At 67.4% G+C, this 14,423-nt stretch carries 13 protein-coding genes; 5 read left to right on the top strand and 8 right to left on the bottom strand.

Annotation, left to right across the window (positions count from 1 at the left end; genetic code table 11):
• On the bottom strand, positions 1 to 532 hold a 532-nt coding region (locus WBB14_RS34120; RefSeq protein WP_424243667.1), incomplete at its 3' end, for a ComF family protein.
• Between the two features lie 89 nt (positions 533 to 621).
• On the opposite strand from WBB14_RS34120, the gene WBB14_RS34125 reads away from it, so the two are divergent.
• Positions 622 to 1,554: a methyltransferase domain-containing protein gene (locus WBB14_RS34125; protein ID WP_424243668.1), complete on the top strand. Its 933-nt coding sequence runs from the start codon at positions 622 to 624 to the stop codon at positions 1,552 to 1,554.
• A 63-nt stretch (positions 1,555 to 1,617) separates the two neighbouring features.
• Here WBB14_RS34125 and WBB14_RS34130 read toward each other — a convergent pair whose 3' ends face one another.
• The 7 genes from WBB14_RS34130 to rsmB form a co-directional block, all read right to left on the bottom strand.
• Positions 1,618 to 2,862 carry a YbdK family carboxylate-amine ligase gene (locus WBB14_RS34130; protein WP_424243669.1) on the bottom strand — a complete coding sequence of 415 codons (1,245 nt, stop codon included), beginning with the start codon at positions 2,860 to 2,862 and terminating at the stop codon, positions 1,618 to 1,620.
• A gap of 375 nt (positions 2,863 to 3,237) precedes the next feature.
• On the bottom strand, positions 3,238 to 4,707 hold the full coding sequence (locus tag WBB14_RS34135; RefSeq protein WP_424243670.1) for a TrkH family potassium uptake protein: 1,470 nt from the start codon (positions 4,705 to 4,707) through the stop codon (positions 3,238 to 3,240).
• Positions 4,708 to 4,758: 51 nt separating this feature from the next.
• A complete protein-coding gene (gene trkA, locus WBB14_RS34140) occupies positions 4,759 to 6,138 on the bottom strand; it encodes a Trk system potassium transporter TrkA (protein ID WP_013396667.1) in 1,380 nt (459 codons plus the stop codon).
• The gene (locus tag WBB14_RS34145; protein ID WP_424243671.1) at positions 6,135 to 6,827 is read right to left on the bottom strand and encodes a response regulator; all 693 of its coding nucleotides are present in this window, start codon (positions 6,825 to 6,827) and stop codon (positions 6,135 to 6,137) included. The genes trkA and WBB14_RS34145 overlap by 4 nt, the downstream gene beginning before the upstream one ends.
• An 11-nt stretch (positions 6,828 to 6,838) precedes the next feature.
• Positions 6,839 to 9,154, bottom strand: coding sequence for an ATP-binding protein (locus WBB14_RS34150; RefSeq protein WP_424243672.1), 2,316 nt, complete (start codon positions 9,152 to 9,154; stop codon positions 6,839 to 6,841).
• Complete coding sequence (locus WBB14_RS34155) at positions 9,151 to 9,741, bottom strand: DUF4390 domain-containing protein (protein WP_424243673.1); 591 nt, start codon at positions 9,739 to 9,741, stop codon at positions 9,151 to 9,153. The genes WBB14_RS34150 and WBB14_RS34155 overlap by 4 nt, the downstream gene beginning before the upstream one ends.
• 40 nt (positions 9,742 to 9,781) lie before the next feature.
• Positions 9,782 to 11,119 (bottom strand): 16S rRNA (cytosine(967)-C(5))-methyltransferase RsmB, encoded by a 1,338-nt coding sequence (gene rsmB / locus WBB14_RS34160; protein WP_424243674.1) that lies wholly within the window; start codon positions 11,117 to 11,119, stop codon positions 9,782 to 9,784.
• 92 nt (positions 11,120 to 11,211) lie between these two features.
• On the opposite strand from rsmB, the gene WBB14_RS34165 reads away from it, so the two are divergent.
• From WBB14_RS34165 to WBB14_RS34180, 4 genes are all read left to right on the top strand, one after another.
• Positions 11,212 to 11,844 carry a LysE family translocator gene (locus WBB14_RS34165; protein ID WP_424243675.1) on the top strand — a complete coding sequence of 211 codons (633 nt, stop codon included), beginning with the start codon at positions 11,212 to 11,214 and terminating at the stop codon, positions 11,842 to 11,844.
• A gap of 96 nt (positions 11,845 to 11,940) precedes the next feature.
• Positions 11,941 to 12,630: a HEAT repeat domain-containing protein gene (locus tag WBB14_RS34170; RefSeq protein ID WP_424243676.1), complete on the top strand. Its 690-nt coding sequence runs from the start codon at positions 11,941 to 11,943 to the stop codon at positions 12,628 to 12,630.
• A gap of 77 nt (positions 12,631 to 12,707) precedes the next feature.
• A complete protein-coding gene (locus tag WBB14_RS34175; RefSeq protein ID WP_424243677.1) occupies positions 12,708 to 13,724 on the top strand; it encodes a HEAT repeat domain-containing protein in 1,017 nt (338 codons plus the stop codon).
• A gap of 274 nt (positions 13,725 to 13,998) precedes the next feature.
• Positions 13,999 to 14,256 (top strand): helix-turn-helix domain-containing protein, encoded by a 258-nt coding sequence (locus WBB14_RS34180; protein WP_424243678.1) that lies wholly within the window; start codon positions 13,999 to 14,001, stop codon positions 14,254 to 14,256.
• Positions 14,257 to 14,423: the final 167 nt, after the last annotated feature.

Genomic DNA, 14,423 nt, shown 5'->3' on the forward strand with positions numbered 1-14,423 from the left:
GGCTGCGGGCGATCTCGGCGGCCGGGTTCATGCCGCGCTGGCGCAGCGATGCGCGGCTGGCCGGAATGGCCACCAGCAAGGCGCCATCAGCCAGGGGGCCATCGCGGCCCACGGCGGCCGCGATCAGCCGCGCCAACACCGGCGCCATGCTGAGCCGCAGCCGGGTCTTCAACATCAGGATCAAGGTATCGGCGGGCGGCGAGTAGTCGAACGCGGCGACCGTGCGCGAGAAAGCCCGGGGTGTGCCCAGGCAGCTGGCGCAGTGCGGCGCGCCCGGGTGCAGACGTAGCGCGCAACGGGGGCAGCGCGACGAGGCTTGCTGGCGCGCCGTGGAAGGAGCGCCGACGGCCGCCCCCAGGATGCCTGCATCGTGCATGCCGGTCTCATGGCTGCCGTGCTCCCGGCTGTCGGTCTCGCAGATGTCGGCTTCGCATCCCGCGCAGAGCCGCGCCCCCGCCACCCGGGCGCCACACAGGGGACACTCGCAGCCGACCCGCGACAGCAGCCACCGCCCCATGGCCCGTAGGGACAATCGGAAGCCACGGCCGGGATGGGCAATAATGGATGCCATCCCTCATGAAACCATGATCCGCCCGCGGCGTAGACGCGGGCGCGACCGAAATGTCCCTGCCAGAATCCGCAACACTCCCCTCCCTGCCCATCGTCAGCGCCGACGTGCCCAGGCAATTCGCCCGCCGCGGCGACCTGTCCGATGCCCAATTCCTGTACGGGGAAGTCGCCCGCCGCATGCTGGGGCGCCTGCAATACATCCGTGTGCAGCCCCAGGCGATGCTGGACGCCGGCTGCGGCGCGGGCGACAACCTGCCGCTGCTGCGCGAGCGCTACGCCGACGCCGCCTATACCGGCCTGGACAACTGCGAGCCGCTGCTGGAGCAGGCGCGCAAGCGCCACGCGCCCGCCGGCCTGTCGGCCTGGATCGGCAAGCTGGCGCGCCGCGGCCCGGCGGCCCCGGCCTTCGTCAAAGGCGACCTGGCAGCGACCGGCCTCGCGCCCGAATCGCTGGAACTGGTGTGGTCCAACCTGGCCATGCACTGGCACCGCGCCCCGCACGCCGTGCTGGCGGAATGGCGGCGCATCCTGAAAGTGGGCGGACTGGCGATGTTTTCCTGTCTGGGGCCCGCTACGCTGCGCGAGCTGCGCCAAGCCCTGGACGACGCGGGCCTGCGCACGGCCACGCCTTCCTTCGTCGACATGCATGACTTCGGCGACCTGCTGGTGGAAAACGGCTTCGCGGACCCGGTCATGGACCAGGAGATCCTGACCCTGACCTACCGCAGCCCGGAAAAGCTGCTGCAGGACGTCCGTGCGCTGGGCGGCAACCCCGCCGAAGGCCGGCGTGGCGGGCTGGTGGGTCGGGATTGGCGCGACCGCCTCTGCGCCGCGCTGGAAGCGCAGCGCCGGCCCGACGGCCTGATCGTCCTGAGTATTGAAGTCGCCTACGGCCACGCCTGGCGCGCCGCCGCGCATCGCACCATGGCCGGCGAAACCCGGCTGTCGGTCAGCGCGATCGGCGGCCGGCACCGCACGCCCTGAAATCGGGCCAGACGCGGCTGGCGGCACGGCCTGCACTCCTCTAGGAGCGCCCGGCCGTCCTGCCTAGTGCAAGCGTTCCGGCAACGGCACGCTGACGCCGGGCTCCGAAGCCGGCAACGCCGACATGGGCTCGGAGGTGGCGCGGATGCGGCGCCTCAGGACCGCGGTGGGTTCGGCCGGCGCAACGCCGGGCGCCGCAACACCGCGCCATGCGTTCGACATGGCCTCCACCACCAGCGGCAGGTCGCGCAGGCGATGGAACTGGCTGCGCAGCCAACGGGAATCGTTGCCGCTGCGCATGGATTCGTCGCGCAAGGCGGCGATCATGTCGCCCGTGCCCAGCTCTTCGGCCACCGGCATCAGGCGCTGGAACAGATTACGCAGGTGGTCCATCAGCCGCAGGCGCTGGCCGTCAGGCGTCACATAGCTGCCCTGCAGGCCGAAGCGGCAAGCCTGGAAGTGGTTGCTGCGGTAAGACAGCCAGGCGCCGTCGCCGGGATCGCCCTCGCGCATCAGCAGCACCGCCAGCGCCTGGGCGAAGGCCGCCAGCTGGCAAGCCCGCTCAACCGTCAGCGGCGTGTCGCAGACGCGGATTTCGACCGTGCCGAATTCCGGCTTGGGGCGGATGTCCCAATACAGGTCCTTGATGCTTTCGGCCAGGCCGTAGGCGCGCAGCTGTGCCAGATGCGCCTCGAACTGGTACCAGTCCTTCACTTCTGGCGGCATGTGGCCGGCCAGCGGGAAGCTGTTGACCGCATTCAGGCGCGAGCACGAGAACAGCGTATCCACACCCTCGCAATAGGGCGAGGAGGCCGACAGCGCGATGAAATGCGGCACGTAGGGCGACAGGCGGCGCAACAGTTTGATGGAATCGTCGCCACTTTTGACGCCCAGGTGGATGTGCTGGCCGAAAACCGTAAATTGACGCGCCAGGTAACCGTACATTTCGGCCAGGTACTGGAAGCGCGGGGTATCCGAAATGGAACGTTCCTGCCAGCGCATGAAGGGATGGGCGCCGCCGCCGGCCACCGACACGCCCACGGCGTCCGCCGCTTCGATCAGGGCGTCGCGCATTTCGCGCATCTCGGCCAAGAGGCCCATGGGGTGCTCGTGCACCGAGGAATTCAGTTCGATCATGGACCGCGTGATTTCCGGTTTAACGCGGTCGGCGATGGGGTGGTTGGCCATTTGGGCCAGCAGCTCGTCCGAGGCTGCGGTCAGGTCAAAACTGCGCGGGTCTATCAGTTGCAGCTCGAGCTCGATGCCCAGGGTGTTGGGGGCCGACGAAATGAACGGGATCTGTTCCATCTCGGACTCCTTTCTGAATGTTTGATGAGGGTGTGCGCCGTTCGACCTTGAAGCCCGGCAACATCCCGGGGGGCACTAGACGGCAGCTTGTGCACGCATGATAGCCGCTGTTTTGTGGCAAGAAGATGGAAAATCGTGACATTTATGTGCAACATCACGAAGCAATCGGTTTTCCCCTGTGAAGAAAAGTGAGCGAGCGCTCACGGCATAGAAACGGCGCGGGCTCCCGGCACGCGACGGCCGGATAGCAAGTCTGGAAGGGGCTTGCGAGAGGGGGTGGGACAACCCTTATTAGGGTTATCACCTAAAAATCGGCTGCTGAATTGGCCATGGAGGGCAGCAGGCGCGGGCAGAGCGCGCGCGGCGTAAGGCCTGCTACTTTCGCCAGAAAATAGGCGTGAACAGCACCAGCACCGTCAGCAGTTCCAGGCGCCCGATCAGCATCGCGAAGGTGCAGACCCAGATCTGGAAATCGGACAAGACGGCGAAGTTGCCCATGGGACCGACCGGGCCCAGGCCAGGCCCGGTGTTGTTGACGCTGGCGAAAACAGCCGAGAAGGCCGTGATCGGGTCCAGGCCTGACAGCAGCAGCAGGCTGGTGAACACGGCGATGGAAAGGCCATAGAACAGCATGAAGGCCAATACCGACGACATGGTGCGGGTCTCGACCGCCCGGCCATTGATGCGCACCGGGCTGACGGCGTGCGGGTGCAACATTGTGACCAACTCGTTGCGGGCCTGCTTGACCAGCAGGATCGCCCGGATCATCTTGATCCCGCCCCCGGTGGACCCGGCGGACGTGGCGAAACCCGACAGCAGCAGCATGGTCAGCGGGGCGAACAGCGGCCACTGCGCGAAGTCGGTATTGGCGTAGCCCGTGGTGGTGGCCATGGAAATCGTGTTGAACATGCCGTAGCGCAAGGCCTGCAGCGGATCGTCATAGACCCCTTTCAGGAACAGGAACACCGATATGACCAACCCGACTCCCAGCACCACCACCAGGTAGGGAATCGCTTCCGGACAGCGCAGATAGGCGCGCCCGCTGCGCTGGCGGAAGGCGTTGAAGTGGGTGGCGAAGTTGATGCCGGCGATCAGCATGAACACCATCGCCACCATTTCCACCGCCACGGAATCGAAGTGGGCAAAGCCGTCGTCCCAGGTCGAAAAACCGCCCAGGCCCATGGTGGTGGCCATGTGGCACCAGGCCTCGAACCACGACAGTCCGACCGCCCGGTAGGCCAGGAAACACAGGATGGAGAACACGAAATAGACCGCGTACAGCGCCTTGGCAGTGCTGGCGATGCGCGGCGTGAGCCGCTCGTCCTTCATCGGTCCGGGGGTTTCCGCCCGCACCACCTGGTGCCCGCCCACCCCGAGCAAGGGCAGGATGGCCACGGCCAGGACCAGGATGCCCATGCCGCCGATCCAGATCAGCGTGGCGCGCCACAGGTTGATCGACGCGGGCAGCGTGTCCAGGTTGGTCAGGACCGTGGCGCCGGTGGTGGTCAGGCCCGACATGGCCTCAAAGTACGCACCGGTAAAGGACAGCGGCAAGCCGGCGCCGTGGAAGTAGAGCAGCAGCGGAATGGCCGCCAGCAGGGGCAGCCCCGCCCACACGGCCGACACCAGCACAAAGCCGTCGCGCGCGCGCAGTTCGCAGCGGGCGCGGCGCGTCACCGCCGCCAGGCCCCCGCCTATGCCCACCGAAATCAGGAACCCGTCCAGGAAGGCCTCGCGCGCCGCATCGCCGCCCACGTAGGCGACGACCAGCGGGATCAACATGGTGAGCGCAAACATCACCATCGTCAGACCCAGGATGTAGAGGGTGCCCAGGACGCGCTTCATGGAGCTATCCGGCCGCGCGCGGCCCGCGGAAGAGGAAGGAAGCGGCGCCCATCAGAAGAAGGACGCCGAAACTTGGAACAGCTTTTCCACGCGCGGCATCTGCCGGCGCGACGGCACGAAGACGATGACGTGGTCGTCGGATTCGATCACGGTATCGGCGTCCGGCAGGATGATTTCGTCTTCCCGCACCAGGGCGCCAATGCTGGCGCCCTTGGGCAGGCTGATCTGCCCGACCGCGCGCCCCACCACTTTGGACGTCGAGCGGTCGCCATGGGCGATGGCCTCCAGCGCTTCCGCCACGCCCTGGCGCAGCCGGTGCACGGCGGCCACGTCGCCGCGGCGCACGTGGCGCAGCAGTTCGCTCATGGTGGCCTGGGACGGGGACACGGCGATGTCGATATGGCTGCCCTGCATCAGCTCGCCATAAGCCTGGCGGTTGATCAGGGCGATCACCTTGCGCGCCCCCAGGCGCTTGGCCAGCAACGAGGACATGATGTTGTCTTCGTCGTCGCTGGTCAGCGCCAGCCAGGTGTCCATGTCCTCGATGTTCTCGCGTTCCAGCAGCGCTTCGTCGGTGCCGCTGCCGTGCAGGACCAGCACGCTGTCGGGCAGCTGGGTCGCCAGGTATTCGCAGCGCTTCTGGTCGCGCTCGATGATGCGGACGCTGTATTTTTCCTCGGCCAGCTGGCGCGCCAGGCGCAGGCCGATATTGCCGCCGCCGGCGATCATCACCCGGCGCACGGCGCGCTCGGCCTCGCGCAACTGCCGCACCGCGCGGCGCGCATCGCGCGAATCGACCACCAGCACCACTTCGTCGCCCGGGGCGATGACGGTGCCGCTGCCGGCGCGCAGCGGCCGGCCGCCGCGCAGCACATCGATCACGCGCGCCTTCACGTCGGGCCAGACATCGCGCAGCTTGTCGACGGGGGAATGGGCCATCGGGCTGCCGGCCCCGACCCGCACGGTCACGACGCTGACCCGGCCTTCGGCGAACTCCACCACCTGCAGGGCCTCGGGAAATTCGATCAGGCTGTGCAGATAGGTGGTGACGCTGCGCTCGGGGCTGATCAGCGCGTCGATGCAAAAGCCCTCTTCGCTCATGAGTTCGGGATGTTCAGCGAACTCGACCGAACGGATGCGGGCGATGCGGCGGGGAATGTTGAATAGCTGGCGCGCGATCTTGCAGGCCACCATATTGGCCGAATCCGAGGCCGCGCAGGCGATCAGCAGGTCGGTGTCGGCGGCGCCGGCGGCCTCCAGCACCGACACCTGCGAGCCGTCGCCAAGGACGACGCGCAGGTCGAAGTGTTCTTGCAGGTATTGAAGCTGGACAGGATCCGAATCGATCACCGTGATGTCGTTCTCTTCCGACACCAGGTTCTCGGCCACGCTGGTGCCTACGCGACCAGCGCCCATGATCAGGATCTTCATGAGCTCCGCTTGCGGGCGGACTCGATGCCCAATTGCTTGAGCTTGCGGTACAGGTGGGTGCGTTCCAGCCCCGTGCGTTCCGATACCCGGGTCATGCTGTGGCTTTCGCGGACCAGGTGGTATTCGAAATAGATGCGCTCGAATTCGTCGCGCGCCTCGCGCAGCGGCTGGTCCAGCGAAATGCTGCCAAGCTGGCCGTTGGACGTGACCGGGACTTCGTTGGCTGGCGCGGCGGCCAGGACCGGGGGATCCAGCTCGTCTTCCAGCGCCACGGCGGCGCTGGCCGCGGCCGGATTCGACGCGGCAGGCGCCGGGTGCGGCGCACGGCCGCGGGCCAGGCCGGCGGCGACGGTCTTCAGCAGGCGCTGCAGCGTGATCGGCTTTTCGAGGAAGTCCATGGCGCCGATGCGCGTGGCTTCGACCGCCGTGTCGATGGTGGCATGGCCGCTCATCATGATCACCGGCATGTCCAGCAAGCCTTGCGAGCCCCATTCCTTGAGCAGGCTGACGCCGTCCGTGTCGGGCATCCAGATGTCCAGCAACACCAGATCAGGACGCATGCGCAAGCGTGCGGCGCGCGCTTGCGCCGCGTTTTCGGCCAGCTCGACCGTGTGTCCTTCGTCGTAAAGGATTTCCGACAAAAGCTCGCGTATACCGACTTCGTCGTCAACCACCAGAATTCTGGCCATAAAGCATCCACCTATTGCGTAGCCGCATTATCCTTTTCTTGCGCGGTCGCGTCCATTGTATCGGCCTCGGAAGCCAGCCGGGTCAACAAGATCGAGATCCGCGCGCCTCCTTCCTTGCGGTTGGCAAGGTCGATACGCCCACCGTGCTCTTCCACGATCTTGCGTACGATTGCCAATCCTAACCCAGTCCCGTGGGACTTGGTGGTTACGTAGGGCTCGAACGCGCGCTGCATGACCTGGGGCGGAAAGCCCGGCCCGGTATCGGCGACGGTAAACCTGAGGGCTTGCTGGTCCGCGCGGTCGGGCTGCTCGCTGCGCATGAGCTGCGTGGTCACGCTGACCCGCCCTTGCCCGCCCTGCTCGGCGATGGCGTCGCGAGCATTGGACATCAGGTTATGGATTACCTGGCGCAACTGGGTGGGGTCGCCTTCTATGGGAGGCAGGTCCGGCGCCAGCGTCACGTCCAGGTTCAGGGCCTTTTCCGCCAGACGCGACGAGCCGCCTTCGGGCTCCCAGCCGTACAGCGACAGTACGTCCGCCACCAGGGCGTTGAAGTCGATGCGCTGCATCACCGCCGGCGGCGTGCGGGCGTATTCGCGGAAGTCGTCCACCATCTGCTTGAGCGACGCCACCTGATTGACGATGGTGTTGGTGGAGCGCTCGACGATCTGGGCCTCGGCGGGGGGCAGCTTGCCCTCCAGCTTCATGGCCAGGCGCTCGGCGGACAGCTGGATCGGCGTCAGCGGATTCTTGATCTCGTGCGCCAGGCGGCGGGCGACCTCGCCCCAGGCCACGGTCCGGTTGGCCGAGATCACTTCGGTGATGTCGTCGAACACCACCAGATAGCCGTTGCCGCGCCCGTCCACGCGCAGATGCGTGCCGCGCGCCAGCAGGGTCAAGGGCTGCGCCCCGCCGGGCGCCTCGCCCTGGCCCGGGGCGATCTCGAATTGCTGCTGCCAGTGCTGGCGCTCGGACCCCACCGCGGCATGGGCGGAAAACGCCTGCCGGACGATGTTGGCGAACTCCAGCATGCCGGCCACCGTTTCCAGCGGACGGCCGATCACCGAGCGCAGATCCGCGCCAAGAATGGTCTGAGCGCCCTGGTTGACCGTGGTGACGCGGAACGACTCGTCGAACACCAGCACCCCGGAAGACAGGTTCGACAGCACGCTTTCCAGATAGACATTGGAGCGTTCCAGCTGTTGCCGGTTGCTTTCGACCATGCGACGGGCCTCGTCGAGCTGGCGCGTCATGGCGTTGAACGAGCGCGTGAGCTGGCCGACTTCGTCGCGCTCCGGCGGTTCGGGCAGGGGCCGGTAGTCGCCCACACCCACGGCCTGCGTGCCGCCCGCCAGGCTGAGCAGCGGACGCACCAGCCGCTTGGACAGGGACAGCGCCACGGCGATGGCGCCGAAGGCCGCCAGCAGCAAGGCCAGGGTCAGGGTAATGCCGTACAGCTTGCGCAGGCCCAGCCGCGACAGCGCCAGTTCCTGGTAGTCGCGAAAGCCCTGCTGCACCAGGTTGGCGTTGTGGGCGATCTGCTCGGGCACCGGCTGCAATAGCTGCAGCCAGCGGGGTTCGGACGCCGCCCCCAGCAGATTGTCGTAGCGGTCCGGCCCCGTGAGCGGAATCACCACCCGCAGGTGCAGCCCGCCTTCGGCGCCGGGCGTGACCGGATCGTCGGCTTCGGCGGCCGAGTAGCCGCGCGCCAGCCGCAACTGATTGATGACCGTGGACGGCGGCGTCGCCGGCAGCAGCTGGCCGTACTGGCTGGTGGAAAACGCGATCATGCGCCCGCTGCCGGTGAACACCATGGCTTCCTGCACGCCGTTGGCCTCGCGCAGCCGAGTCAAGGCCAGCGTCACGCCGCTGTCCGAATTGCGGTTCAGCTCCACGGCCATGGAGCGCGCGCGGGCGTCCAGGTCGGCCAGCAGCGAGTCCAGCGCGGCGCGGCCCAGGTTCAGGCCCGCTTCCAGGGCCGTGTCCACGCGCACGTTGAACCAGGATTCGATCGAGCGCGACATGAACTGCACCGACACGGTGTAGATCAGGGCGCCAGGCACCACGCCGATCAGGGCAAAGGCCAGGGAAAAGCGGGCCGTCAGCCGGGCGCCGAACTGGCGCCTGCGGATCTGCCGCGCCAGCCGCACGGTCAGCGCCACCACCCAGATGAACAGCGCCAGCGCAAAAATGCCGTTCAACACCAACAGCGTGTCGTAGTAGCGCGCAAAGCGCGAGGCATTGCCGGTGGACCACGCCAGCAGGCCCAGCAACGCCAGGCCGCTCACGGCGCCAACCATCAGGGCCAGCCGAAGCACAAGCCTCATGATGGGTCTTTCTCCTTGTCGCTGAGCACGAACGTGAAGTCCATCCAGGGCGTCGCCTGTACCCAGGAACTGCTGTTCAGGGCGTTGACCTGGAAGGGCCGCGGCAAGAGCGACGTATCCAGGCGCAGGCGCAATTGCCCACCGTACAGCACGTCCGCGTCGAACTCGCCGGCGTCGGCCACCGGCCAGTTGCGGATGTGGCGGATGACGCCCATGGCGTCGTCCAGCGACGCGACCGGGAAGGTCAGCTCACCCACGCCCACGCGCCATTGCCGGGTCAGGGCGTTGTAGATGACGCGCCAGGTGCGGGAGGTGTCGACCAGGGACTTGTCGAACCACCACCAGCGTTCGCGCGTGATGGTGAGGTCGGCCGTAAAGTACAGCGGAACCCCGCGCTGGGCTGCGTCCCGCAACTGCTGGTTCAGTTCGAACTCGATGTCGGCGTCGATTTCGAGCTTGCCCTCGCGCACCGCCTGGCGGACCTCGGCGACCCTGGGCTCGGCCCCATGCGCCTCGCCGCCCGGCAAAAAGGAAAGCAAGGCAGATGCGAGCAACAACCCGAGAAATAAGCGCGGAATAATGGACATACGGCACCGGAACTACGTCATGCCCCCTATTCTTGGCGATTCAGGACTGCTTGGCAAACAAGGCGTAGAAAAATCCGTCGCGCTGCTCCGCGGGTGTTGCATCGACCGCAACTGGCAGCAATTGCCCGGGCGCCTCCAGCCGCGTCGCCTCGGGATGGCGCTGCATGAACTCCAGCGCCTGGCGCGCGCCCTCGATCGGGAAGATCGAGCAGGTTACATAAAGCAGCCGCCCGCCGGGCGCCACCGTGCGCCACAATGCATCCAGGATGCTGGCCTGCAGGGTGGCCGTACGGCGTACGTCGTTCTCGCGCCGCAGCCAGCGGATGTCGGGGTGACGGCGCACGATGCCCGAGGCCGTGCAGGGCACGTCGGCCAGCACGGCGTCGAATGGCTTGCCGTCCCACCAGGCGTCCAAGTCGGCCGCATCAGCCGCTTTCAACTGGACACGCTTGCTTGCCAGGCCCAACCGGTCCAGGTTCTGCTCGACGCGGGCCAGCCGGTCGGCGTCGGCATCCAGGGCCAGCAGGTCGATATCGGCCAGCTCCAGCAGATGGGCGGTCTTGCCGCCCGGCGCCGAGCAGGCGTCCAGCACCCGCATGCCGTCCGCGGGGGCCAGCAATTCGGCCGCCAATTGCGCGCCGGCGTCCTGCACCGACCACCAGCCTTCGGCAAACCCAGGCAATTGGGTCACCGGCTTGGGCGTAGCCAGCACCAGGCCAGACTGGCCCACGGGCTCGGCCGCCAGGCCGGCAGCCTGGAAAGCGGCCAACACCTGCTCGCGGCTGGCGCGGCGGCGGTTGACGCGCAGGGTCAGGGGCGCGGGCAGGTTGGCCGAAGCCAGGATCTCGCGCCATTCATGCGGATAGGCCACGGTCAGCTGCTTGACCCACCAGCCGGGATGGTTCCATTGGGCCTCGGGGCTGTCGGCGACCGCGGCTTCGAGGGCCGCGCGTTCGCGCAGGAAGCGGCGCAGGCAGGCGTTGAGCATGCCCTTGAAGGAAGCCAGGCCGCGGGTGCGGGACGCGGCGGTCACCGCCTGGTCCACTACCGTGTGCGCCCCGTAGACCGGCATTCCCGGCAGGGCCGAGGCCGCCTCGCCCTCTTCTTTCAGCAAGGTCAGCGAGACCAGCAGCAGGGACTCGAACAGCACGCTCGGATAGCGCTGGACCAGCTCGCGGCCCACGGCATCGGCCCAGCCCAGATAGCGCATGGCATGGAACGACACGGCTTGCGTGGCCGGCCGCAGGGACGATTCCACGTCAGCCAGCGCGTCCGTCAGAGAGCGGCCGTCCAGCACGCCCTCGACCACCTCCGCGCTGGAAAGCAGGACGGAGGACAGCGGAGGGGCCAGATTGGGGGAGTCGGAACGCGTGGACATGGTGCAAATTCAGGGGATAAGACCGCTATGGTAGCCGGACCTGGACGAACCGCGCCCGCCACGGCACACTGGCCCCAGCCACGGAGCCCCTCATGACCCTTGCCACCCTGCTGCTGTTCATCCTGGCCTCGGCCGTCACCATCGTCACCCCAGGCCCTACCGTGCTGCTCGCCATGAGCAACGGTTCGCGCCACGGCGTGCGCGCCGCCTGTTGGGGCATGGCCGGCGCGGTGCTGGCCGACCTGGTCCTGATCGGCGCGGTGGCCTCGGGCCTGGGCGTGGTGCTGGCGGCGTCCGAAGTCGCCTTCCAGTTCATCAAATGGGTGGGCGCGGCCTATCTGGCCTACCTGGGCTGGAAGATGCTGCGCTCGGACGCGGCGCTGGTCATGCCTGCCGCCCAGACGGACGCCCGGCGTCCGGCAGGCCTGACGCTGGGCCTGCGCAGCTTCGCGGTGGCGCTGACCAACCCCAAGGCGCTGCTGTTCATGTCCGCCTTCCTGCCCCAGTTCATCAATCCAGCCGCGCCCTTGCCCGCGCAGTACGCCGTGCTGGCCGGCGTCATGGCGCTGATGAACATCGCCGTGATGCTGGCCTACGCGGCGCTGGGCGCGCAGATGGTGCGCGCCTTCCAGGGCGCGGGCCTGCGCTGGCTGAACCGCGTCTGCGGTGGTTTGCTGATCGGGCTGGCGGGGACGCTGGCGCTGTACCGGCGCGGCGCGCCTTGATACGCCTCGGATTTCAAGCCACGCGCTGAGCCGGTTGCCGTCTCCTTGACCTTCTCATAATGTGAAGGTGTTCACTGCCGGGCAAGGAGGCATTCCATGGCCCAGCACGACCCCGGCAATTCCCACTTCCGTTTGGCGACGGCGCTCAACAATCCGGACGCGTCAGTCCGCCTCGCGGCGGCGCTCCGCGCGGGGATAACTCCCGACCGTAACCACATCGCGTTATTGGTGATCCGCTGCTGCACTGAACCGGATTTCTTCGTGCGCGACATGCTCACCTGGGCGCTGACGCGGCACTCGCAGACAGACACCCTGCCCTTGCTGTTGGCAGAACTGAACTCGCCACGCGCCCAAGCGCGGAGCCAGGCGCTGCACACGCTCTCGAAAATCGGCGATCCCGCAACTTGGCCTGCGATCACACTCGCACATCTGCACGATCCGGATGCGGAGGTCGCACGAACCGCGTGGCGTACCGCTGCCGGGCTGGCACCGGCTACGCAGCGTGACGGTCTGGCGGGGGAACTGATACGCGAACTGGGGCGCGGTGATGCGGATCTCAAGCGCAGCCTCAGCCGCGCCTTGGCGATGCTTGGAGACGCAGCAATCGCACTGCTCCAAACCGCCGCAGAGCGCCAGTGCCCAGAGGTGCGTGTCCATGCTCGCGCCACTCTCAGGCTGATCGCCGATCCGGAAGGCCCGTTCGTACTCGACCCCGCGGACGCCCGGCCCTCGGCGCCGCTATTTCCACATGCGATCGATCGCTCGCGGCCTTCCGGGCAGCGATAATGTCCGAGCAGCGGCTGCAACCGTCACCGCAAGCGCGGAGGTTGACGGCGCGGCTCGGACCACTGGAGACGGCATTCATGCGCATCAGCGAACTGGCCAGGCGTGCGGGGATAAGCGCGCGCATGCTGCGGCACTACGACGCGCTCGGACTCGTCAAACCCTCGGGACGCACCATGGCGGGATACCGCGAGTATGCGGAAGCCGATGTCTGGCGCCTCTTCCAGGTGGAGAGCCTGCGCACGCTTGGCCTGGGGCTTGCCGAGGTAGGACGGGCACTGGGCCAGCAAGCTCCCCGTCCCGACACGCTCATCGATGAACTGATTTCCCGCAGCCAGCTGCGATTGGCCGCGGAGCAGGAACTGCTTGCCCGGCTAGGCGCGGTGCGCGCGGCGCTTCCAGCCGACTGGCCCAAGGTGCTGGAAATCGTCCAGTTGCTGAACAAGCTGGATTCGGCGGATGCGCCGGTACGGCAGCGCGCGGCGCTCGATGTGGCAATCAGCGGCGCGCCCGTGGCCGCGCGGGTCGCCCAGGCTTTGCTGCAGGAACAGGACCCGAACGTTGCAGGCGCCCTGCGCTGGGCATTGGGCCGGGCCGAAGGCGCAAGTATCGGCGTGCTGGCGGCCGCCCTGCGCCTGCCCGATGCCGAGGTGCGCGAGCGCGCCGTGGTGGCGCTTGCCTACGTCGGCAGCGCTGAGGCGTTCGACCTCTTGCGAGGCGCGTTCGCAGACTCCAGCGCAGCAATACGGTACCGGGCTGCCCGCGTACTAGGTGCACAGGGCGCACAAGATGCCATTCCGCTGCTGGTCGAACAGATCGCGATCGGCGATCACGATGTCGAGGCGGCCGACACCCTGGCCGAACTCGCGGAGGATCCGGCAGTCGCCCGGCGGATCGTGTCGCGATTCGAAGCCGCAATGGCCGGCAGCCACAACCAAGCCCGCGTCCGCATCTCCCAGGCGCTTGCCGAGATCCCCGGTGCAGCGGCGACGGCGCTGCTTGCCCGGCTGGCGACGGATCGGGAGCCGGCGGTTGCGCGCAGCGCTGCTTATGTCATCGGTGTACGCAGCGGCATGGCGGACGAATCACTGCGCTAGCGGCCGAATCGAGGAAAAGGAAGACCAACCGGGCTGCTCTATCCAAATTGGGGGGAAGCCCAACACCCGCTCGACGGGGATGCCGGGGAAGCGCTCGACCCAGCACTGCAGCTCGCCCTCCCAGACGCGGCCGCGAGATTGATACGTGCAACCCCAGCTCCCAATTCACCTACGGCAATGCCGTATAATTAAAAATTCGCCTTTGCCGCCATCATGGCGCGACGGCATGAACCCCAGGGACGCCACGCAGGCGCCACCCGACTTTTGAAGAGCCATGAAGAATGCTGCCCCGACGGCGCGCAGCGCACCATGGCAGGCATCGCATATCAGCGAAGCACGCAGCCGCGTGGGCCTGCCGCAGACGGATTTCGCTGAACTGCTGGGCGTGAGCGTACGCACTCTGCAAGATTGGGAGCAAGGACGGCGCACCCCCTCGGGCGCGGCCAAGACCCTGCTGCAGGTAGCAATGTTGCACCCCGAGACCCTGCGAGAACTGCCCCCGTGGCGCGCCAACGAACACGCTGAATCTTGAGGCCCGCCGCCGCGGCCTCGCCCGACATGAACAACACATCCGCCGCGCGACACGCTCGCCGCGCGGTTTTTTTGGTGAACTAGATTGGAAATTCTCGAAACCTCCCGGCCTGGCAAGGGCCCCGGCAAGGCCGACAGCGCTGACGCGAACGCGTCGGCTGCCACAAC

Source organism: Achromobacter sp. (assembly GCF_049647645.1).
Classification (GTDB): Bacteria; Pseudomonadota; Gammaproteobacteria; order Burkholderiales; family Burkholderiaceae_B; genus Achromobacter.